19 protein-coding genes and 1 tRNA gene are annotated in these 21806 nt (G+C 42.7%); 12 read left to right on the top strand and 8 right to left on the bottom strand.

Annotated features, from left to right (window positions below; all coding sequences use genetic code 11):
- Positions 1-658: 658 nt before the first annotated feature.
- The 3 genes from V7K84_RS31785 to V7K84_RS31775 all read right to left on the bottom strand — a co-directional run bounded on the left by V7K84_RS31785 (position 659) and on the right by V7K84_RS31775 (position 4308).
- Positions 659-1285, bottom strand: coding sequence for a cytochrome c oxidase subunit 3 (locus tag V7K84_RS31785; RefSeq protein ID WP_334844187.1), 627 nt, complete (start codon positions 1283-1285; stop codon positions 659-661).
- Between the two features lie 101 nt (positions 1286-1386).
- Positions 1387-3123 (bottom strand): cytochrome c oxidase subunit I, encoded by a 1737-nt coding sequence (gene ctaD, locus V7K84_RS31780; protein WP_334844185.1) that lies wholly within the window; start codon positions 3121-3123, stop codon positions 1387-1389.
- 102 nt (positions 3124-3225) lie between these two features.
- Positions 3226-4308 carry a cytochrome c oxidase subunit II gene (locus V7K84_RS31775; protein ID WP_334844183.1) on the bottom strand — a complete coding sequence of 361 codons (1083 nt, stop codon included), beginning with the start codon at positions 4306-4308 and terminating at the stop codon, positions 3226-3228.
- 404 nt (positions 4309-4712) lie between these two features.
- Between V7K84_RS31775 and V7K84_RS31770 the strand changes: the two genes are divergently transcribed.
- Positions 4713-5630: a COX15/CtaA family protein gene (locus V7K84_RS31770; RefSeq protein WP_334844181.1), complete on the top strand. Its 918-nt coding sequence runs from the start codon at positions 4713-4715 to the stop codon at positions 5628-5630.
- 322 nt (positions 5631-5952) lie between these two features.
- Positions 5953-6906, top strand: coding sequence for a heme o synthase (locus tag V7K84_RS31765; protein ID WP_334844179.1), 954 nt, complete (start codon positions 5953-5955; stop codon positions 6904-6906).
- Here the strand turns inward: V7K84_RS31765 and V7K84_RS31760 are convergent.
- A complete protein-coding gene (locus V7K84_RS31760; protein WP_334844178.1) occupies positions 6896-7027 on the bottom strand; it encodes a hypothetical protein in 132 nt (43 codons plus the stop codon). The two genes, V7K84_RS31765 and V7K84_RS31760, sit on opposite strands and share 11 nt — an antisense overlap.
- 166 nt (positions 7028-7193) lie before the next feature.
- Between V7K84_RS31760 and V7K84_RS31755 the strand changes: the two genes are divergently transcribed.
- Positions 7194-7436 (top strand): type II toxin-antitoxin system HicB family antitoxin, encoded by a 243-nt coding sequence (locus tag V7K84_RS31755; protein ID WP_334844176.1) that lies wholly within the window; start codon positions 7194-7196, stop codon positions 7434-7436.
- The gene (locus V7K84_RS31750) at positions 7436-7654 is read left to right on the top strand and encodes a type II toxin-antitoxin system HicA family toxin (protein ID WP_334844173.1); all 219 of its coding nucleotides are present in this window, start codon (positions 7436-7438) and stop codon (positions 7652-7654) included. Before V7K84_RS31755 ends, V7K84_RS31750 begins: the two co-directional genes overlap by 1 nt.
- 13 nt (positions 7655-7667) lie before the next feature.
- Here the strand turns inward: V7K84_RS31750 and V7K84_RS31745 are convergent, their stop codons facing one another.
- A complete protein-coding gene (locus V7K84_RS31745; RefSeq protein WP_334844170.1) occupies positions 7668-9020 on the bottom strand; it encodes a serine/threonine-protein kinase in 1353 nt (450 codons plus the stop codon).
- 190 nt (positions 9021-9210) lie between these two features.
- Here V7K84_RS31745 and V7K84_RS31740 point away from each other — a divergent pair, with 190 nt between their 5' ends.
- The 4 genes from V7K84_RS31740 (at position 9211) to V7K84_RS31725 (ending at position 12735) form a co-directional block, all read left to right on the top strand.
- A complete protein-coding gene (locus V7K84_RS31740; RefSeq protein ID WP_334844168.1) occupies positions 9211-10086 on the top strand; it encodes an MBL fold metallo-hydrolase in 876 nt (291 codons plus the stop codon).
- A gap of 203 nt (positions 10087-10289) precedes the next feature.
- Positions 10290-11366 (top strand): dihydroxyacetone kinase subunit DhaK, encoded by a 1077-nt coding sequence (gene dhaK / locus V7K84_RS31735; RefSeq protein WP_334844167.1) that lies wholly within the window; start codon positions 10290-10292, stop codon positions 11364-11366.
- Positions 11367-11383: 17 nt separating this feature from the next.
- The gene (dhaL, locus tag V7K84_RS31730) at positions 11384-12022 is read left to right on the top strand and encodes a dihydroxyacetone kinase subunit DhaL (protein ID WP_334844165.1); all 639 of its coding nucleotides are present in this window, start codon (positions 11384-11386) and stop codon (positions 12020-12022) included.
- Between the two features lie 101 nt (positions 12023-12123).
- On the top strand, positions 12124-12735 hold the full coding sequence (locus V7K84_RS31725; RefSeq protein WP_334844163.1) for a hypothetical protein: 612 nt from the start codon (positions 12124-12126) through the stop codon (positions 12733-12735).
- 40 nt (positions 12736-12775) lie between these two features.
- Here V7K84_RS31725 and V7K84_RS31720 read toward each other — a convergent pair whose 3' ends face one another.
- Complete coding sequence (locus tag V7K84_RS31720) at positions 12776-15067, bottom strand: IMS domain-containing protein (protein ID WP_334844160.1); 2292 nt, start codon at positions 15065-15067, stop codon at positions 12776-12778.
- Positions 15068-16021: 954 nt separating this feature from the next.
- Between V7K84_RS31720 and pdhA the strand changes: the two genes are divergently transcribed.
- The 3 genes from pdhA (at position 16022) to V7K84_RS31705 (ending at position 18154) form a co-directional block, all read left to right on the top strand.
- On the top strand, positions 16022-17056 hold the full coding sequence (gene pdhA, locus V7K84_RS31715; protein ID WP_190940265.1) for a pyruvate dehydrogenase (acetyl-transferring) E1 component subunit alpha: 1035 nt from the start codon (positions 16022-16024) through the stop codon (positions 17054-17056).
- 95 nt (positions 17057-17151) lie between these two features.
- Entirely contained in the window at positions 17152-18021 is an 870-nt protein-coding gene (locus V7K84_RS31710) for an aldose epimerase family protein (RefSeq protein ID WP_334844157.1), read from the top strand.
- Positions 18022-18082: 61 nt separating this feature from the next.
- Positions 18083-18154: transfer RNA gene (locus tag V7K84_RS31705), tRNA-Lys, on the top strand.
- Positions 18155-18453: 299 nt separating this feature from the next.
- On the opposite strand, the gene V7K84_RS31700 is transcribed toward V7K84_RS31705, so the two are convergent.
- Both V7K84_RS31700 and V7K84_RS31695 read right to left on the bottom strand, forming a co-directional pair.
- Positions 18454-19389 carry an SDR family NAD(P)-dependent oxidoreductase gene (locus V7K84_RS31700; protein ID WP_334844154.1) on the bottom strand — a complete coding sequence of 312 codons (936 nt, stop codon included), beginning with the start codon at positions 19387-19389 and terminating at the stop codon, positions 18454-18456.
- Positions 19390-19443: 54 nt separating this feature from the next.
- On the bottom strand, positions 19444-20097 hold the full coding sequence (locus tag V7K84_RS31695; protein WP_334844152.1) for a TetR/AcrR family transcriptional regulator: 654 nt from the start codon (positions 20095-20097) through the stop codon (positions 19444-19446).
- 487 nt (positions 20098-20584) lie between these two features.
- Here V7K84_RS31695 and fba point away from each other — a divergent pair, with 487 nt between their 5' ends.
- Positions 20585-21664, top strand: a complete 1080-nt coding sequence (gene fba / locus V7K84_RS31690; protein ID WP_012411833.1) for a class II fructose-bisphosphate aldolase — start codon at positions 20585-20587, stop codon at positions 21662-21664.
- Positions 21665-21806 lie beyond the last annotated feature (142 nt).

Below are 21806 nucleotides of genomic sequence, written 5' to 3'. Positions count from 1 at the left end.
CTTCAACGAAATACCACAATTAACACGTGTGATACCAATTGTTAAAAAAGAACCCATCCCCACCTACCCTTAGGAAGGCGAGGGTACGCGTCAGCACTGGTTGGGTTATCTGTCGCAAACATTTTTTGAATTGGTATCAATTACTTAAATGAGAAAGCAAAATTGCGAATTACAATACTTGCAATCTCTTCAATAACTTCAAGTTTCTACTTTTATGACTAGAGGAAATATTAGGACTGCATTTCCTTAAATTAAATCCGCATAAATTTGCGAACTTTCTTTATTTATTGGTTTACTCAGTCCTTAGGATATCAATTTACAGTATATTAACTGGTTCTTCAATACTTTCTCCAAAACATCCTACTTTTCCGACCTTTCCCACCTTTTACTTTACTTGCCTCAATATCACTTCCAATAAATTAATTGCATCTAGCAAAAGTAATAGTGGGAATAGTCTTAGCTTGTTTTTATATATTTTTTATTTAACTTTTTTAGGAAAGCGATAAATATGCATTATCTGTAACCATTGTATTAAGAATAGCACTGCTACGTCCCTACAATCTTTTTCACTGAGATTTTTATTCTGTTAATTAAAAAAGCCCCCTAGTGGGGGCTTATTAAGTTGTCCGCGTGGATTGAACAACTAATTAATTAATACTCACAGTAGATACAGTAATCCGAACAAAATAATCCAAATCACGTCAACGAAGTGCCAGTAGATTTCGGCTGCTTCAATACCAAAGTGCTTTTCGTTACTATAGTGACCCGGAACGCGCGATCGCCACAACACAGCAACAATTGCCAAAACGCCGATAGTAACGTGTAATCCGTGGAAACCAGTCAAAACGTAAAATGCACTAGCAAATAAATTGGTAGTTAAACCAAATTCTAAATGGGTATATTCATATACTTGACCCACCAAGAAAATAGCACCCATTGCTGCGGTAATTGCTAACCAGATTTGCGCACCCCGCGCATCGTTCTTTTTAATAGCAGTGTCGGCATTGTGCATGACAAAACTACTAGAAATTAGATTGATGGTGTTGACTCCAGGTAACAAAAGTTCTAATTCTGGAGTACCTGCTGGCGGCCATGCAGGTAAGGTAGCACGGAAAGCCAAATAGGCTCCGAACAACCCCATAAAAATCATCCCTTCAGCAACCAAGAAGACAATTAGCCCAAACATCCGATGGTCTGGATGTTCTTCGTGATGACCGACGGACGCTTCCGCTGCATGGTGATGATTTAGTTCGGTTTTAGCTGGGTCAATAGTTTGACTTTGCATGAATTTTTATAAGTGGGGAGTGGGGAATGGGGAATGGGGAGTTAGAAGTTAGGAGTTAGGAATTGTCATAACTCATAACTCTTCGCTCCTAACTCATAACTCTATTTACGATCTTCGGGATTAGCAGCAACCGCTGGATCGGGTTCTGCTCTTAATACTGAGTTCGGCCCGCCAGATAAGATGGGATTGGGGTCGGATAAGGGTACACCTTGATTAGCATTTTCCAAACCGTAGTCGTAGGGGCCTGTAGCCAGTACTGGGGTTCGATCGAAATTCTCGATCGCTGGTGGTGAGGTTGTCATCCACTCTAAGGTAAGTGCCCTCCAAGGATTATTACCAGCTTTTTCGCCGTATAACCAACTCCAAATCGCATTGATGATGAAGGGGAATGTCGAAACTGCTAGTATGTAAGCGCCATAAGTGCAGATTTCGTTGAGAAAGGTAAATTTGGGGTCATACTGGGCGATACGGCGGTTCATGCCCATTAATCCCAGCTTGTGCATTGGTAAGAAGGTCATATTTAGACCAACTATTGTTAAGGCAAAGTGAACCTTACCCCAAAATTCGTTTACCATCCGTCCCGTCATTTTCGGGAACCAGTGGTAAATCGCCGCATAAATGCCGAGAACACTACCACCAAAAAGAACGTAGTGCAAGTGTGCCACCACAAAATAGGTGTCGTGAACGTGAATATCAAAGGGCACTGCTGCCAACATCACGCCACTGATCCCGCCAATTACAAAGGTGCCAACAAAGCCGATGGCGAACAGCATGGCGCTGTTAAGCCGGATTTTCCCGCCCCACATGGTTGCTAACCAACTGAATATTTTAATTCCCGTGGGTACGGCAATGATCATGGTGGTGATCATAAAGAACATCCGCAACCAACCGGGAATACCGCTGGTAAACATGTGGTGCGCCCAAACAATTAGCCCCAAAAAGCTAATGGCAAGAGACGAATAAGCGATCGCTTTATAGCCAAAAATCGGCTTGCGGGAATGCACGGGGATAATTTCTGAAATTGCGCCAAAGAAGGGCAAAATCATGATGTAAACCGCTGGGTGGGAGTAAAACCAGAACATGTGCTGGTATACCACTGGGTCGCCACCGCCAGTCGGGTTAAAAAATGTTGTCCCGGCAATTAAATCAAAGGCAAGCAGAATCAGACCTGCTGCTAGCACTGGTGTAGATACCAGAGTTAGTGCCGAGGTAGCAAACATCGCCCAGCAGAACAAGGGCATTTGATGAACCCCCATACCAGGGATACGCATCTTGAGCAATGTGACGAGGAAATTGATTGCTCCTAAAATCGATGACGTACCTAGTAGGAGGACGCTCATAATCCAAATTCCCTCACCTACTTGACCTGTTACCAAGCTCAGGGGAGGGTAGGAAGTCCAACCCGCATCCGGTGCATCGCCTACCACTAAACTAGCGATCAACAATAAACCAGCTGGGGGAATCATCCAAAAGGCAACAGCATTCAAGCGCGGAAATGCCATATCCTTTGCCCCAATCATCAAAGGGATGAGGAAGTTAGCAAAACCCGCACCAGCTGGCACGATCCACAAGAAAATCATGATCGTGGCGTGCAGCGTAAATAAGCTGTTGTACACTTCAGGGGTGACGAAATCGACTTCTGGAGTTCGCAGTTCTGTACGAACCAAGTCAGCCATCACCCCACCGATACAGTAAAAAATGAATGTAGTGACTAGGTATTGAATCCCAATCACCTTATGGTCGGTGTTGAAACTAAAGTAGTCTTGCCATTTTCTGATCCCTGGCTCCTCAACAAGAGCAGGGGCGTTGGCAGTTTCTTGCACTTGAGCTTGGGTCATAGTCGTTAGTTATCTTTTGTCATTTGTCCCTTGTCAGTTGTCCTTTGTCATTTGTCATTTATTTAGACCAATGACTAATGACTAATGACTAATGACCAATGACTAATGGTGAACTTGATGAAGGATTTCTGGCTTAATTCCCATATCCTTGGTGTAAGGAGCAAGAAATTCATTTGGGGATAGATCGGCAGGGTTAACAGCGATCGCTTGATTTAATGTTTCTTTGCTGGCAACTAGCTGTTCTTGCATCCATTTGTCAAAGGCTTCTTGTGGCTCAACAACTACTGGCGCTCTCATTGCACCGTGGTAGGGGCCACAAAGTTCAGCACAGATTAGGGTATAATCTCCTGCTTTTTGGGGGGTGAAGCGGATTTCGCTTTGCCTACCGGGGATCGCATCTTGTTTCAAGCGGAATTCTGGCACCCAGAAAGCGTGGATGACATCGTTGGCTGTCATACTGATTTGCACTTCTCGCCCGATGGGGACGTGCATTTCACCTGTAGTTATACCAGTTTCAGGATAGGTGAAAATCCAGGCATATTGTAGACCAGTGACGTTGACTTGTAATTCAGCTGGTTTGCCTGCTTTATCAGGAGTTCCCCCAATTGTCGGAGCTACAATACCTACACCTGGGGCATTCCGCAGTTGGGGAATTTGGTCAGCATTGCGGACTTCTGCCGTAGCTGGATCTTGCATTGCCTCATCAGATTTTTCTTGATTGAGGTTGGGTTCAGTGCTGGGAGGAGTATCGCTTAAAGTTGCCGCGATCGCACTTCCAGGCATTGCCATTGACTCCTGACTCATCGGTGCTTCATGGATAGCATGGGGATCAAAGCCACCGATTTCGTTGTAGACATCAAAGCTGTAAACAGAAATACCGATAACGATAATTGCTGGGATCGCCGTCCAGAGAATTTCTAGAGGTACATTGCCCTCAACTGGGGGGCCGTCTTCATTGTCACCTGCACGCCGACGATATCTAAATGCAGAGTAAATTAAAATACCTTCAACGAGCAGAAATATACCCGTAGAAACGATCATCATCGCGTTGAACAGACCATCCACTAAGACGGCTTCATCCGTGGCTGCTGCTGGCAACAGACCGTGATTTTGACCGTACCAAAGGCTGGCGAGCGTTAGCACGATGCCAATGAGTAATGTCCAGATTGAACTTGGAATCTTCACGGCTTACTTAATTGAATTTACTACGTTATCTTAAAGCTGCTCACTTACTAAGGTAGTCTAGGCTGTCAGACATGGGGGACAAAGGTCTGAAATTTTTATTAATTTTTTTGCCTATTTCACTAATTTTGAGTATGAGTTTACTATCATACAACGCCAAAAATAGATGCAAATCAGTAAAAAAATTTAAGGAAAAATTTAGGATGTTTAAATTAATTGCCATTAATCAATTTTTCACATCTTGAAAAATACCTAAAGCTTCAGGCAAAACCTTGTTGAAGTGATTCAAAGTATAAGTGAGTGCTAATCTATAAACCCTTAGCCTATACGCTAGGGTGGAGATGGGACACTAAAAGAAAATTGAAAATTTTAAGAGATCCACCAAAAGCGGGCAGAAGGTATCCTTCATGAGCGAATTTGTCCTACAACAACAAAATGAAGCGGCGCTTCAGCAGCAAAAACCCAAGGAAATGATTCGTCGCTTGGTGTGGAAAATATGCATAGCCACCTTAATTTTGATGGCAATAGGCAGCGCCACCCGCGTGATGAATGCTGGACTTGCTTGCCCAGACTGGCCCTTATGCTATGGCGAACTGGTGCCAGCCAAGCAAATGAATCTCCAAGTGTTTTTGGAGTGGTTTCACAGATTGGATGCAGCTTTAATTGGTTTAAGCGCGATCGCACTTTTCGGTTTGTCCTGGTGGCGTCGTCGCTTCTTACCCTCTTGGCTGCCTTGGGCATCTACATTTGCCCTATTTCTAATCGTCTTCCAAGGTATTTTAGGGGGACTCACCGTTACCGAATTATTGCGGTTTGATATTGTTACCGCCCATTTGGGAACGGCGCTGTTGTTTTTTACCACCCTCCTGATTATCGGCACAGCACTCATGCCCTATCAGGGAAATGGAACTGTTGGTAAGTTGCCTTGGGTTGGTTTAACTGCCGCTGTTCTGGTTTACCTGCAAAGTTTGCTAGGTGCTTTGGTAGGCTCTCGCTGGGCGCTACACCAATGCCTCGGCGGTTCTCAACTTTGTACTGTGATGTACAGCCATATTGCTGGTTTGGTGCCGCCAACAGTGGCAACCTTGGCAATGGTATTTATCTGTTGGCGGACACCAGCACTACATCCAGCCTTACGGCGACTGGCAAATATGGCTGGTGCGTTGTTGACCTTACAAATATTGTTGGGATTTGCCACCTTCAAATTACACCTCCAAGTCGAACCTCTCACCGTCTCTCACCAAGCTATAGGAGCTACTTTGCTAGGTACTTTGGTGGCTTTCACAGTTTTATCACTACGTGACTCAGTGAGTCACGAGTGCTGAGTAGGGAGTGGAGGAAATGAGGGAGCAGGAAAAGAACTCCTAACTCCTAACTTTTGTACAGACGCGATTAATCGCGTCTCTACTCTTAACTCAGCACTCAGCACTGATGATGCGTCTGTGTTTTTGTTTGCCTAAAAGAGCCAGCTTGAGCGGGGGCTGCATATACAGCGGATTTCAAGGAAAGTGAGGTACACAAGCTCGCGTCTCAAAGCCAGGTATAAAGCCTGTTTACTTCTGTTAGCGCAGCGGGGCGCAGCCCATTCTGACTCCTGAATTCTGAATTCTGCTGTAAGTTGTTGAAAAATAAGGAACCAGAGCCAAAATGATTGAGACTAATGTCTCTCGCCACCACGAAACATTTTTCCAGGTAGTTCAAAGTTACTACCAGCTAACCAAGCCTCGGATTATTCCGTTGCTTTTGATTACCACGGCTGGAAGTATGTGGATTGCTGCTAAGGGAGAAGTAGACCCATTGTTGTTACTAGTAACTCTCACTGGTGGCACTTTGGCTGCTGCAAGTGCCCAGACGATTAACTGTGTCTACGATCGGGATATTGATTATGACATGGAGCGGACGCGCCATCGTCCGATACCTTCGGGTAAGGTACAGCCGCGTGATGCTCTAATTTTTGCGATCGCACTGGCGACGATTTCTTTTACACTCCTAGCAGTATTTGCCAATTTGTTAGCCGCTCTATTAGCATTCTCTGGCATCGTCTTTTATATTTTGGTCTATACACACTGGCTAAAACGCCACACCACCCAGAATATTGTTGTTGGTGGGGCGGCTGGGGCGATTCCGGCGTTAGTGGGTTGGGCAGCTGTCACGGGCACATTAAGCTGGTCAGCATGGTTAATTTTTGCCATCGTCTTTTTGTGGACACCACCCCATTTCTGGGCTTTAGCTCTGATGATTCGGGACGATTACGCAAAGGTGGGGATACCAATGCTACCTGTGATTGAAGGTGACACCGCAACTGTGAAGCAGATTTGGTACTACACGCTGGTGACAGTATTTGCAACCGTGTTATTGGTTTATCCCTTGGGCGCGAGTGGAATTCTTTATGCTGCGATCGCCCTAAGTCTGGGAGGATTATTTATCCACAAATCTTGGCGTTTGTTGCAAAATCCAGAGGATCGCACTGTCGCTAGAGAGTTGTTTCTCTATTCCATCTCCTACATGATGCTGTTGTGTCTGGGGATGGTCGTGGATAGCCTTCCTGTTACCCATAATCTAATTAATGCAGCGATCGATCAGTTGCATTTTATAGCTTAGGGGATGGAAAATTTAGCGATCGCGTTTGGTAAAGGGGCGCGATCGCATTTTCAGAAGTTAAAAAATATACATAATAATTAGAGTTTGGCGGCTTTGTGATTAAAAGTAAAGTTTCAGTCATATAGCAATCCTATTTGAGTTGTGAAAAATATAGATTAGAAAACGAACCGCCAAGGACGCAAAGGACGCAAAGGAAAGAAGAAAGAAAGAGAGATATAATTTTCACGAATGATTTAGGACTGCTATAGACACGAATCAAAAAGCTAAATGAAGTTGTAAGAATCTAAATGTTGACAAATTACATTCGTACAGCATTGCACAAAGCAACCTACGAGTTACTTGAGGATGGAACTTTTTATAGCGAAATTCCAGAATGTCAAGGAGTTTGGGCAAACGCTGCAACACTAGAAGCTTGCCGGGAAGATTTGCAAGATGCTCTTGAAGGATGGATTATTTTAGGATTGCGTTTAGGTCATACTCTACCGATACTCGATGGTGTTGACCTGAATTTCTCCAAAGAGGTCGCCTAATGCCACCCTTTGGTTCAATTAATCGGCGGGATCTTATTCGTTATCTGAAAGATGCAGGTTTTGATGGCCCTTACCCAGGTGGTAAACATCAATACATGGTCAGAGGTGAATTAAAGCTGACAATTCCCAACCCACATCAGGGAGACATCAGCCCAAGCTTATTAAATAGAATATTACGTCAAGCTAATGTAAGCAGAGATGAGTGGGAGGCGTTATAAATTAGATGCTTAATCATCCTAGTTTTGATGTGAGGGCAGAAAGTCTTTTTCTTCTTCCATCCAATCTCATACTCCATATCGCTCTGGGTAGTTGTCCAGCCGGAGCAGTTAATGTAAATGATAGAAATTCATAAGGCTTCCAATTATTTTTAATTCGCCAACCTAGACACTCTCCAAAATATTTCCAAGTTTTAAAATCTAAATCAGGTTTTCCCCCAACGCTGTCCCATATTTGCTTTTGAATACTAAAACCAAAGCGCCCATTACTGTATTTTACCCACAAGCGATCAATAGTTAAGAGGTCTTGACAGGGAAACTTTTCGATATCTTCTACTCTGAGATAACCTTCTTTTTCTCGATGAGATATTTTCAGCATAAGCTTCCAAGTTTCTCGATCGGCTTCTCGCCATTTACCAGATGCTAGTAACTTTTGCAAAATTGTATAATCTATCCCTACTGCTGAATTTAGATTCTCAGCATTAAGAGCTTGTATTACTTTATCAACAGATTGATAGCGTTCCTTTACATAATCCTGAATTAACTTATCTAAAACTTGCCCCAAGTCAGGAGTAATAGTTCTACCTTGTGGTAAGTATTTTCTCCAAATCCAGCAACCCCTGAGCGCATCATAAAGTTCATCAGAACCATCTGCTTTTGGTAAACATTGGGTTAATAGCCGAATACAAGTTACACCCAAACTATAAAGGTCACTTGCAGGGAAAACTTGACCACGCATTTGCTCTAGTGGTGTATATCCAGGCGTTCCTACTGTTGTGCCAACACCTACAAAAGTTTTTGTAATTTGTTTAGAAACACCAAAATCAATTAATATTAACTTGCCATCCAGACGGCGCATGATATTTTCTGGCTTGATATCTCGGTGAATTACACCGCGTTCATGGATAAACTTCAGGATAGGCAATAAGTCAGTTAAAAGCTGTTTTATCTTTTCTTCGCTAAAGGCTCCCTGCTGCTGCAACTCTTGTAATAAATTCTGTCCTTCAATCAACTCTTGCACCAGATACAGCCGTTTATCCTGTTCAAAATAAGCAATTAAACGGGGAATTTGCGAGTGTTCTCCCAAATCATACAGACGCTTTGCCTCTTGCTTAAATAACTCTGTTGCTTTCTCAAGTGCAGCCGTTCCTTCAAATTGAGGGACAAATTGCTTAATTACGCAAGGTTCGTCTATTTTATCTGCATCCCTAGCTTCATAAGTTCTGCTAAATCCACCCTCACCCAAAAGTCGTATTACCCGAAAACGGTTTCTGAATAATGGTGTGAGTATTTTTCCACACTTAATGCAAAACTTATTGTCATCAGGGTTAAAGGGATTTGCACAACTGGAATTAGAACAGTAAAGCATATTTGGGAATATATCAGCAGATAGTCTATATGTTGAGTTTTCCCAATTTCTGCTTCGTAGGTTTTACGAGTCTTTATATTTTTGAGCAGATTTACTTCTAGTGGCGGCTCCAGTCTCAAGTTACTTTTGCTAGCGTAGTCATATAGAGTTTATCGCTCCCCAGCAAGCGCCTGGAAGCAAAAGGATTAATATGGCTCATTTAAATCAGCGTCGTCCCCAAAACGTCAACGGCGATTTTTATGTAGATACTACCTGTATTGATTGTGATACCTGTCGCTGGATGGCTCCGGAAGTATTTTATGATGTTGATGACCAATCGGCTGTTTATCATCAACCAGCGAATGAGGCAGAAAGATTAGCTGCACTTGAAGCACTTTTAGCATGTCCTACTAGTTCTATTGGCACAGTTGATAAACCAAAAGATATCAAAGTTGTTCAAGAAAAGTTTCCAATATTAGTAGCGGAAAATGTTTACCACTGCGGCTATCATTCTGAAAAATCTTATGGTGCTGCTAGCTATTTAATTCAACTTCCAGAAGGTAACATTTTGGTGGATTCTCCCCGGTTTACGCCGCCTTTAGTCAAGCGTTTAGAAGAATTGGGGCCAATTCATTATATGTACCTAACTCATAAGGATGATGTGGCAGATCATCAAAAGTTTGCCGAGCATTTTCAGTGCGATCGCATCCTCCACACTGATGATATTACTGCGGATACTCGCAATGTGGAAATACAGCTAACTGGTTCTGAACCATTTACTTTGACACCAGATTTATTAATTATCCCAGTTCCCGGTCACACCAAAGGACAAACCGTCCTACTTTATAAAAATAAGTTTCTGTTCACTGGCGATCATCTCGCTTGGTCAGAAAGCTTGCACCAATTGGCTGCATTCCGCGATTTCTGCTGGTATTCTTGGTCAGAACAAATTAAATCAATGCGTAACTTGGCTAATTACTCTTTTGAGTGGGTGCTACCAGGTCATGGGCGAAGGTTTCATGCCGATCGGGAAACCATGCGCCAGCAGATGCACAAGTGTATTGACTTAATGGAATCTTTGGATTGACCAAATAATTTGTAATTATTCGGTTATATGGCAAAACCCACGAAAAACCTAACCCCCTAACCCCCTTCCCGCGTCGGGAAGGGGGAAATTTCAAAGTCTCTCTCCTAAAAGGAGAGAGATTTAGAGAGAGGTCAAACTGTATTGCATACAAACCTGAAGCGCTATAACCTAGGTTTTAACACCCTTTTAACCAAACACGGATTATGAAAAAGCTGATCAACAAGCCAGAAGACTTTGTGCGGGAAAGTCTAGAAGGTATGGCGGCGGCTCATTCCGATTTAATTAAACTGAACCACGATCCGACTTTTGTCTATCGAGCCAATGCACCTATTCCGGGTAAAGTAGCAATTATTTCAGGTGGTGGCAGTGGACATGAACCAATGCACGCTGGCTTCGTGGGCAAAGGAATGCTGGATGCAGCTTGTCCTGGCGAGGTTTTCACTTCACCAACTCCAGACCAAATGCTAGAAGCAGCAAAGCTTGTAGATGGAGGCTCAGGTATCCTTTATATCGTCAAAAATTACAGTGGCGATGTGATGAACTTTGAGATGGCAACAGAGTTAGCCCGTAGTGAGGGCATTCGATCGCTAAATATTTTGATTGATGACGATGTAGCAGTGAAAGATAGTCTCTATACCCAAGGACGGCGGGGTGTGGGAACAACAATACTGGCAGAAAAAATTTGTGGCGCCGCGGCTGAGGCTGGGTATGATTTGCCACAAATAGCAAATTTATGTCGCCGAGTAAATCTGAATGGGCGGAGTATGGGAATTGCTCTAACATCTTGTACAGTGCCCGCTAATGGAACCCCAACATTTGAATTGAGCGATCGCGAAATTGAATTAGGTATCGGTATCCACGGTGAACCGGGAACAGAACGTACAGCTATTAAATCAGTAGATGAGATTACCGAAATTTTAACGCGATCGCTCATTGAGGATGCAGCATACAGCCGCATACTGCGCGAGTGGGATGAAGATAAAGGAGAATGGGTAGATGTAGAATTAACAAATCTACCATTTGCCAAAGGCGATCGCTTATTAGCTTTTGTCAATAGTATGGGTGGAACCCCGATTTCTGAGCTGTATATTGTTTACCGCAAACTCGCCCAAATCTGCGAACAGCAAGAATTGCAAATTGTGCGAAACTTGATAGGCCCTTACATCACATCTCTAGAAATGCAAGGTTGTTCTATTACTTTGCTGAAATTAGATGATGAGATGATCCGGCTTTGGGATGCACCAGTAAAAACGCCGAGTTGGCGTTGGGGAATTTCATAATTAAGAATTATTTTAATATGGTGAGTCAGGCACAAATATTACAATGGTTGCAGGCTTATGCAACCGAGATAGAGCAGAATAAAGCATATTTGACAGAATTAGATGCTGCGATCGGAGATGCTGACCACGGGATCAATATGGATCGCGGTTTCAAAAAAATAAGCGCTCAGTTACCAACTCTTACAGACAAGGACATCAGTAGCATTCTTAAAGCTGTGAGTATGACCTTAATTTCTTCTATTGGCGGTGCTAGTGGCCCTCTTTATGGCACTTGGTTTTTACGAGCCAGTACAGCAGTAGTTGGTAAGCAAGAATTAACAGAACAAGATGTTTTAGGACTACTCCAAGCAGGTTTAGACGGCGTGCTGCAACGTGGCAAAGCGCAACTAGGAGACAAAACGATGGTGGATGTCCTGTCTCCATCTGTAGCCGCTTTTAGGCAAGCTGTAAGAGAAAGTAAGGGAACGCTGGAAGCCATGCGACAGGCTGTAGTAGCAGCTCAAAAAGGGTTGCAGGAAACTATACCAATGCAAGCGAAAAAGGGACGGGCTAGCTACCTGGGGGAACGGAGTATCGGACATCCAGACCCAGGAGGGACTTCTGCTTATTTGATGTTGAAAAGTTTGTTAGAGGTGTTGGAAAGTTCCGGCGAATAAAAAATTATCTGAAATTATTATTCTTTTTCAGGATAATTACATTAAGCTATGTGCCTAGAGTATTGACGGCGCATGAAAATGTCCTTGAGAGGTCAGCCAATATGACATCAAGTGAATCAAATGAAATTAATGCCGTTGAAGTGGATGGCATCCAGTTTGAAACTCTAGTACCAGAGCGAATGTTGTGCTTGCCAAAAAAAAATCTAGTACAGAAAATTCTGAGTATTTTGAAATTTTTATTACCAATACCGCCAGGATATTTTTCCCCTAAATATTCTGTACAGATTGGTATACGGATTACTAATAGAACCTTAACTCCTCTTAGATTTAGCTTTTATTTCACCTTATTTCCAGAACTAGTGAATGCACACGGGCCAATTCCATTGGAGGGTGGTTGGATTAGCCTTTCATCACCCTTAGAATCTGATTACCCTTTGGCTATGCCAGGAGAGAGCTTGACATTCTTTCCTGATATAAAAATATTTTGGATTTGGGGTAATGGATTTGGAATTAGCATCCCCAGTGGAAATAGTGGTGAATGGATTTTTCATCCTCTCAAGCCAGGTAATTATCAATTCCGATTTCTTTATAACAGTCAAAATGAAAAGGCGACATTGTACAGTTCTGTGAGTAGAGATATGAACTTAATAGAAGGGATTTGGACAGGTGAAGTATTAACTCCTTTTGTAGAGTTAAATTTAGCCCAGCTTTGAGCTAAAGCTTTTTTGCAGATTATCACCTAAAAATCCAAACTTATCTAATTATCTGATTCACAACAGAGGTACTCTGAATACGCCATTTACCTCGTTGTCTAATCAAATCATACCGAACTCGTAAATTATCGTTAGAAGAGTTTTTATACTGACCATTTTCATATAACTGCGTCGCTTCCTTCACCGTAGCTACCACTGCGGCACGATCTGCGAACAAATCAATTTTCTCTACAGATTCCACCTTCAGACTATGGTCGTACTTGCGGTAGCGGTTGTCAGACCTAGCTTGTTGAGCGATCGCCCGCCATTGAGACAAAGCTGAACCAGTTAAAATCTGCTCTAAATTATTAATCTCATGATTCGGTCCTAAAGCTTGGGCTTTAGTAGATAGCCAAGTGCGAATGATTTGCTCTGCCGCTGCATCTGTTAAAGAACCATCTAATCCTTCTGGTGGACTATTTGGAGGGGGAATAGATATTGGTGGTTGATTTATTTGTACAAACAACTGTGAAGGAGGTGCAGGTCGTGTCGGAAAAAACAGATTTTTTAACCATCCAAAAGTTGTTGTGGCTAACACCCAGAAAACTAAAATACTCACTAAAGAAATAAATACTCTCCATACCAACCGTGTTTTCCCTTCGATGGTGTTAGCAAAAGTTCGCCGCCGCCGAGGACGACGAGAATGGGGGCGATTATCCGGTACACGCTCCCGGATAGTAGATGGAGTAGGTTTTCTGCGCCGACGCTTTTGGTTATGAGCAGGTGTAGCACTTTTAGCTGAACCGTTCAAATTCTGATTAGTGCCTCTGCTCGTTCGTTCAGCAGCAGGAATCTCTGATTTTACACTTCCAGATGAATTCCACATCGGTGGTGAGAAGTTTAAATGTTCTGATGTTTCTGGTAAATCTAGGTCAGGTGGTCTGCTGTGGTTAAATTGCTTTGGAGTCCTAGTTGAATTTTTAGGGAAAGGCGAATTATTTGTCTGTGGCTGGGGAAAATTTTGGGGGTTAATTACAGCCCACTCATTAGTTGTTTCTGCATCCGTTGGCAGTGCTTCTAAATAAGCTTGTACCTGTTGGTTAGCAAAGTAATCTTTTAGAAAAGCTTGCTGGTTGGCTAAATCTCGAAAATGGGGAAATACTTCGTGTTGCAACCACTGTTCTGCATATAGACACAGCCCTGGTAGCAAATCGGGAGAGTCTTGAGATTTTTCGCGAATAAAAGCTAAAGCTTCGTACTCTTGACTAAGTTCTAAAACACGAGTCGCTTCTTCAGTTTGTCCTAAGAGTAAAGCACATAGCGACTGTTCTAAATGTACATCTTGACGCTTACCCAGACGTATGAGCATTTGCCTTGCTTGACGGATTAAAGCCGGTTGCCGTTGAGCAAATCCCCGTGCTATCAAAGCATAAACAGCTAAGTAAGTGGCAACAGCAGAATTACGTTTGCTTTGGGCTTCAAATAACTTGTGCTGTTCGGCGACTGTTAAGTGGTTGCGTAACTGCTGAATAAACCGCAGAAAGTCATCTATATTTAAACCAGAGTCATCATTGTTCGTGCCATCAATTCCGCCACGATCTTCTAAGAGGTTTTGCAATAATTCTAAACCTTGGCTTCGTTCGGCAGTCTTCTCTTGAGGTAGTGCCAACAACTCCAAAATTCGATATGGCCGCAATTTATAAAGATCCGCCTGAATTTCTGCCTGGACACTGGCGAACAATCCTTCGCGTACTAACAGTTCTTGACCAGTTTCTAAAGATATGGCGGCATTTTCATAGTGACCTTGCTGCCACTGTTCGCGACCTAATTCTAGACAAGCAAGGGCGACAGTGAGAACAACATCAGGATGTTCAGCATTTTCGTGTATTTCTTCGTCTGCTAAATTATTGCCCTTTCTTGCACTTGTAGCACCATTTTTATTTACCAGGTACGGGCGACCTAGTTTTAATACAAGTTCGTATTCCCCCAACTCCTGCAAAATTAATAAAGCGCCAACTAATTCGTCTTGGGTAATTTCGATACCCAGACTTTGGGTGTCACTACCCCTTTTAGTGCTTTCTGGACGATTTTCCAGTGCTACTGCGGCAGCAGCAAGGTTATCAGGATCGTAGGCGTGAGCAAGATAAAGCTGATCGTAGGTACTGCGTTGTTTTGGATCTGATAAAACCACGTAAGCTTCTTCTATGAGTTGTTTACGAGAAGAAATTGCTGCCTGAGAATACTCACGTCGCGGCAATTGTACAATGCGATCGCTGTATGCCTGTCGCAATTGTTCTTCACTTGCCGCTAACGGTAGTCCTAAAATTCGGTAGTAATCTAGCGGAATTCGCACAGCCTACTTCCCCTTGCACCGCGATCAACATAATTCACCTAGAGCGTTCCAGGCTTGTAAAACCGTGCCATAAAAATGCCGTATAGAATTTACTCTACAAGTGTATATTGCAACAACTTGTTTTGTACCTTCCCGAAATTTTGAGTCACATTTTAGTACTAATTTTTTGCTTTCGCCTAGAAAGCCTCAATTGTTTGTTTTAATTCTTAGTATTTTTGTTTAACACAACTATTATCAGCCTTCGATACCACAAACCACAACTACCGCTTTTAATCACGGCATAATTGTTGTGGCTGGAAGAATCTATTGATGATTGATTTTTTTGGGACTTTCCCACTAGAGCGGTAACAAAAATACCACTATTGGGGATTTACCCTGATAACAAGAGAATGAAACTATATCATAATTTACCTTTAATTACAATTACCTATTTGGGTATTATAAGTTTTTGTCTCCTTTTTTTTAAATTGTTAATGGATATGCAGAAAGCAGTCTATCTTGATTGCTAGTCTATGAAGGGGAATATTCGGGAGTGCTGAGTTTTGAGTTCTGAGTAAGAAGTAATGAGTAAGAAGTAATGAGTAAGACGTAGTACTTGTGAATCTTTTCCTAAGTACTCACTACTCGTAACTGATTTGATGCCTAATCGGTCTAATTTTACTTTTTACTCAGCACGGGCTAAACGCCCCGCTAACGGTACTCAGTACTGTTTTGGTGAGAGAGAAAAACCCAAAGCGGTAAATATTGCCGTTAGAGTCAAATCCTCACGGGGCATCAGCTGAAAAGTTAAAAATCAAAAATTAAAAATTCAGCTATTCCCTAAGACCCTTTTTTGGTGCATAAATAAAGTTTGTTGAGTCTTACAAACGCTAGCCTGTTAAAAGCTGAGGTGTTATCAGACCAACTTATTTAAGACCGTAACTTTAAGTTGTACAACAGGGATACTCAAAAATAATGGTTCAAGAGCGTACTTTACCCACATTTAATCCTGCTACTACGCATATTACAAAAGAAGAAGGATTACGGTTGTATGAGGACATGGTATTAGGGCGCTTGTTTGAAGACAAGTGCGCTGAAATGTACTACAGGGGCAAAATGTTTGGTTTTGTCCATTTGTACAACGGTCAAGAAGCCGTTTGCAGTGGTGTTGTGCAGTCAATGCGACCGGGTGAAGATTACGTTTGTAGTACTTACCGCGACCACGTTCATGCTCTAAGTGCGGGTGTACCCGCAAGAGAGGTAATGGCAGAATTATTTGGCAAAGCCACAGGTTGCAGCAAAGGGCGCGGTGGTTCTATGCACATGTTTTCTGCCGAACATCGCTTGCTGGGTGGCTATGCTTTTGTGGCTGAGGGAATTCCTGTAGCAGCTGGAGCGGCTTTTCAAAGCAAATACCGCCGCGAAGTGTTGGGAGATAAAAATGCTGACCAAGTGACAGCTTGCTTTTTTGGCGATGGTGCAGCTAATAACGGTCAGTTTTTCGAGACACTAAATATGGCAGCCCTTTGGAAATTGCCAATTCTGTTTGTGGTCGAAAATAATAAGTGGGCCATTGGGATGTCTCACGAACGAGCCACTTCCCAACCAGAGATTTATAAAAAAGCCAGTGTCTTTAACATGGTGGGCGTGGAAGTAGATGGCATGGATGTACTAGCAGTTCGAGCCGTGGCTCAAGAAGCTGTAGCCCGTGCCCGCGCAGGTGAAGGCCCAACATTAATTGAAGCACTTACCTACCGCTTCCGGGGTCATTCCTTGGCTGACCCAGATGAAATGCGAAGCAAAGCTGAAAAAGAATTTTGGTTCGCCCGTGACCCAATTAAGAAGTTGGCAGCTTATTTGCTGGAGCAAAATCTGGCGGATGAGGGAGAAATTAAAGCGATTGATCGTAAAATTCAGGATGTAATCGACGAGGCTGTTAAATTCGCCGAAAGCAGCCCAGAACCAGACCCCAGCGAGTTATATCGTTTCGTGTTTGCAGAAGACGAATAACAAAGTTAGGAGTTAGGAGTTAGGAGTTATGAATTGTTAACTTCTAACTCCTAACTTATAACTCCTAACTATCCCTATACCCAGGACTAAAATTTGTGTTTAGCATTGCAGTTCAAAAGCAACAATACAAGACCTATATTCTTTCGGACGAAGCCGCTGGTTCTCAATTGGAGGTCGTACCCGAACGCGGCGGTATCATCACCCGTTGGCGCATTCAAGGACAAGAAATTTTCTACCTGGATACTGAACGCTTTACTCACCCTGAGTTGAGTGTCAGAGGTGGGAATCCAATTTTGTTTCCCATTTGTGGCAATCTACCAGATAATACTTACACTCATAACGGTCAAAAATATACTCTCAAGCAACACGGTTTTGCTCGTGAATTGCCGTGGAAAGTAACAGAACAAGAAACTGGAGATAAAGCTAGTCTCACTCTTGTTCTTGATAGTAATGAGCAAACTAAGGCTGTTTATCCTTTTGATTTTCAGCTGGCTTTCACCTACAAACTTCAAGGTAATACCCTAGAAGTGCGTCAGCAGTATAAAAACTTGTCATCTACATCAATGCCCTTTTCGGCTGGTTTCCATCCTTACTTTTTGTGTGGTGATAAAACTCAGCTAGAGGTTGAAATTCCCTCTAAGCAGTATCAAGATAATCAAACTAAGGAAATTCACTCTTTTGACGGCAATTTTGACTTTAGCCGTGATGAAATTGATTTTGCCTTTGGACAGCTAACGAGTCAATCAGCCACCGCGATCGATCGTAGTCGGAAGTTAAAACTCACCTTGGATTATGATGATTTCTCTACCTACCTAGTATTTTGGACAGTCAAAGGCAAAGAATTCTACTGTCTAGAACCTTGGAGTGCGACTCGTAACTCTCTCAATACTGGTGATAACCTGACTGTATTAGCGCCAGGAGCTAGCCACACAGCATTTGTAAGGTTGACGGCTAATTTTTTCTAAACCCCTTTACAAATCTACAGATGTATATGCTATGATTGCAAAGTTGCGAAATGCAGCGAAAGGGTCGCTAACTCAACGGTAGAGTACTCGGCTTTTAACCGATTAGTTCCGGGTTCGAATCCCGGGCGACCCATATAAAGGTTTAAGTAACACTCGCCTCTGCTTTTTATATCAAAACCAGAGGCAAGTTTTATTATTAGTAAATTTGTTAGGACTAACGCAAATAATAGCCGAAACCCTAATTTTCAGGTAAGGGCAATACCCTGTAGGAAAGCGCTTTGCGTCTACAACGTTTAGTTTTGCATAAGTCCTATTTGTGAATGCGATCGCTCTGGATGCTCCCAAATTCTCGGATAAGCGATCGCTTATCTTACCCAAGGAAGTGCGATCGCCCATTATAAAATCTGTTAGTTAGCAGATGTATAAATTTGGTCATTTGCCCGCGCTTTGGGTTTTTTTATTAAATTCAAATTTCACATCGGTGAGTTTTTCTGATACCTCCCATAGTTTTTTGGCGATCGCTTGATCTTTGGATAACTCGTTTGATTCGACTTTGATTGGATAGCCGCGGATCTCCATAAACCCATTGGGGCCGAAATATTCTCCACCTTTTAAGCCTGCTTCGAGTGCCGCCCGCAAAGTTGGTAATGCGCCCATCGTGATGTCTTGAGCAACGATGCCGTTGAGATATTTCACAATGCTACCCCCAGTTCTCTGCAATTCGGTTGCTGTCCAGCCCGGATGCGAGGCGGTTACAAGTGTGTCGATACCATTATCTTTTAGTTTTCGGTCGAGTTCGTAGGTAAACAAGAGGTTGGCAAGTTTGCTGTCGCCGTAGGCTTTCCATTTGGCATAACTTCTCTTTTCCCAATTCAAATCATCGAAATCTATTTTGCCTATACTATGTGCGCCGCTCGAAACATTAACAATTCGTGAGCCTTCGGTATCGATCAAACGTTCCAAAAGCTGTCCCGTCAAAGCAAAATGTCCGAGATGATTAGTGCCGAACTGCAATTCAAAACCGTCCGTCGTTTTTGAATACGGCGGAATCATCACACCCGCATTATTAATCAGTAAATCCAGACGCAAATAATTTTTCTGAAAGTTTTCAGCGAAATTTTTAACTGATGCTAAATTCGCCAAATCAAGTTCCATCACCTTTACGTCGGCATCTTGATTCTGTTGAAGAATTTTTGCCAATGCCTTGTTTCCTTTGTCCAAATTGCGAACCGCAATGATTACAGACGCTTGTTTATTAGCTAAAACCCGCCCCGTTTCATAACCAATGCCGCTGCTCGAACCCGTTACAATTGCTACTCTTCCTTTTTGACTCAGAATATTTTCCGCGTTCCATTTTTCATTTTTCATTTTATTTACTCCTAATTAATCGAACGTTCGTTTAATTAATTCTCAAAAAAAGAATTAATTCGTTACTGCATCCCACGCAATTTTATAGGTGGTCTCTAACATTTTTTCATCCAAAATTAAAGCACCACTAAAATGCTCTTTTATCAATCCAGTCAGAGGCGCAAAGGTAAAAGCGGTAAAAATTTCCAGAGAAATATCCTTAAAAACTTTCTCCTCTTTACCGCGATTGAACAAATCTAGCATTGGCTTGAAATAGCTCGAACTTTCATCTTTACAAATGCGGTCAACCATCGGGGAATTAGCAAATTGCTCCGTAAAAGCAAATCTGACTGGATTTTTAATCGCGTATTGATAATAATTATTCCAGACCATTTTAAAGGCTTTCTCGACCGATAGGTTCTGGTTGACACCTTTCAAAATTTCTGCACTCATTTCTTGCTTCACGAACAAATATATTTTATTGAGAAGGTTTTCCTTGTTTTCAAAATAGACATATATTGTCGCAGGCGAAACATTCGCGGTTTTGGCAATTTTCGACATCGAAGTATCAGCAAAACCATTGGCAGTAATCAGTTCGATTGCCGCATCACAGATGGCTTGATTTTTTTTATCGTCTTTGTGCCTCATAAATTCTATAATAAACGAACGTTCGATTATTAATAAGCGAATAATTTTGATGATAGCAATGCCGCCTGCGGTGGTTGCCATATTACCTCCCTGACGCTACGCAAACGTAGAAGCAAGGTGCGCGCAGCCTCTCGTAGAGAAGTGCGGGCTACACCTACACGATCTACGCTATATTGAACGTGAGTCTCCGTTGGACATTCACGTGAATTTATGTAAAGTATGCATAATTTAATCCCAAATGCAATAGTCAAGGAAAACACCCTGATAGTATTTGTCAGTACTTAGTGTGTTTAAGTTGAAGCGATCGCTTTGAGATGACCATTTGGGATACTAGGCTACCAGAGCTACTAGCTGTAGGGTAACTAAATCTACAGCGATACAGAGCAACGATGGTTCATAGTACAGGAGTACAGAACATAGTTATAGTAACGATCGCATAAACTTTTTCAACATAGACACACGACACTAGTTATAATTTCCTATAAGTTGAAAAAACTCTTAAGATTTAGCGTAATCAACACGCTTCTCTCAGACCGACTAGCTGACAACCACATTAGGAGGACTATCTATGGCGCTTGTACCACTGCGGCTGCTGTTGGATCACGCAGCTGAAAACGGTTACGGCATCCCAGCTTTCAACGTTAACAATTTGGAGCAGATTCAGGCGATCCTGAAAGCTGCTGTCGAGACAGATAGCCCCGTAATTTTACAAGCTTCACGCGGCGCTCGTAATTATGCAGGAGAAAACTTTCTCCGCCACCTGATTTTGGCAGCGGTAGAAACCTATCCTCACATTCCCATTGTCATGCACCAAGATCATGGTAATGCGCCTGCTACTTGCTACTCAGCAATTAAGAACAACTTCACCAGCGTGATGATGGATGGTTCTTTAGAAGCTGATGCTAAGACCCCCGCTAGCTTTGAATACAACGTCAATGTTACCCGCGAAGTTGTAAATGTAGCTCATGCTTTGGGTGTCAGTGTTGAAGGTGAACTCGGTTGTTTGGGTTCTCTAGAAACTGGTGCTGGTGAAGCTGAAGATGGTCACGGGTTTGAAGGTACACTCGACCACTCACAACTGCTAACCGACCCCGATGAAGCTGTTGACTTCGTAGAAGCAACCCAAGTAGATGCTTTGGCTGTTGCCATTGGCACAAGCCACGGTGCTTACAAGTTTACCCGCAAGCCGACTGGTGAAATTTTGGCCATCAGCCGCATTGAAGAAATTCACCGCCGTCTGCCTAACACCCACTTGGTAATGCACGGTTCTTCCTCTGTACCTGAAGATTTACTTGCACTGATTAACCAATATGGTGGTGCAATTCCTGAAACCTACGGTGTACCTGTAGAAGAAATCCAAAAAGGTATTAAGAGTGGTGTACGTAAGGTAAATATCGACACCGACAACCGTTTGGCTATTACTGCTGCTGTACGTGAAGCTTTGGCTAAAAAACCAGAGGAGTTTGACCCCCGTCACTTCCTCAAGCCTTCTATTACATACATGCAGAAGGTTTGTGCTGAACGCTATCAGCAATTTGGCACAGCTGGCAACGCAAGCAAGATTAAGCAAATTTCTTTGGAAGATTTTGCTGCTAAGTATGCTAAAGGTGAACTTAACGTTGTTACCAAATCAGCTGCTAAAGTTTAATTTTGACAGCAAATAAATATGGGCATAGTTTTTCTATGCTGCTAAAAAACTGAAGATTTTAATGTTGTCAGAAACCGGGTGTTTACCCGGTTTTTTATTTTATTCATCAGGGTTGGGAATGGGGCATTGGGCATTGGGGCAT

The organism is Nostoc sp. (genome assembly GCF_036917315.1).
In the GTDB taxonomy this organism is placed as follows: Bacteria; Cyanobacteriota; Cyanobacteriia; order Cyanobacteriales; family Nostocaceae; genus Nostoc.
Note: the sequence above shows the minus strand (reverse complement) of the source record. Positions and strands in the feature narration are given on the sequence as shown.

Coding starts and splice junctions, on each gene's coding strand:
- V7K84_RS31755 (WP_334844176.1), top strand. CDS start 7,194: ATGTTGACAAATTACATTCGTACAGCATTGCACAAAGCAACCTACGAG.
- V7K84_RS31725 (WP_334844163.1), top strand. CDS start 12,124: ATGACATCAAGTGAATCAAATGAAATTAATGCCGTTGAAGTGGATGGC.
- V7K84_RS31785 (WP_334844187.1), bottom strand. CDS start 1,285: ATGCAAAGTCAAACTATTGACCCAGCTAAAACCGAACTAAATCATCAC.
- V7K84_RS31695 (WP_334844152.1), bottom strand. CDS start 20,097: ATGGCAACCACCGCAGGCGGCATTGCTATCATCAAAATTATTCGCTTA.
- fba (WP_012411833.1), top strand. CDS start 20,585: ATGGCGCTTGTACCACTGCGGCTGCTGTTGGATCACGCAGCTGAAAAC.
- V7K84_RS31750 (WP_334844173.1), top strand. CDS start 7,436: ATGCCACCCTTTGGTTCAATTAATCGGCGGGATCTTATTCGTTATCTG.
- V7K84_RS31770 (WP_334844181.1), top strand. CDS start 4,713: ATGAGCGAATTTGTCCTACAACAACAAAATGAAGCGGCGCTTCAGCAG.
- ctaD (WP_334844185.1), bottom strand. CDS start 3,123: ATGACCCAAGCTCAAGTGCAAGAAACTGCCAACGCCCCTGCTCTTGTT.
- V7K84_RS31765 (WP_334844179.1), top strand. CDS start 5,953: ATGATTGAGACTAATGTCTCTCGCCACCACGAAACATTTTTCCAGGTA.
- pdhA (WP_190940265.1), top strand. CDS start 16,022: ATGGTTCAAGAGCGTACTTTACCCACATTTAATCCTGCTACTACGCAT.
- V7K84_RS31745 (WP_334844170.1), bottom strand. CDS start 9,020: ATGCTTTACTGTTCTAATTCCAGTTGTGCAAATCCCTTTAACCCTGAT.
- dhaK (WP_334844167.1), top strand. CDS start 10,290: ATGAAAAAGCTGATCAACAAGCCAGAAGACTTTGTGCGGGAAAGTCTA.
- V7K84_RS31700 (WP_334844154.1), bottom strand. CDS start 19,389: ATGAAAAATGAAAAATGGAACGCGGAAAATATTCTGAGTCAAAAAGGA.
- dhaL (WP_334844165.1), top strand. CDS start 11,384: ATGGTGAGTCAGGCACAAATATTACAATGGTTGCAGGCTTATGCAACC.
- V7K84_RS31740 (WP_334844168.1), top strand. CDS start 9,211: ATGGCTCATTTAAATCAGCGTCGTCCCCAAAACGTCAACGGCGATTTT.
- V7K84_RS31760 (WP_334844178.1), bottom strand. CDS start 7,027: ATGACTGAAACTTTACTTTTAATCACAAAGCCGCCAAACTCTAATTAT.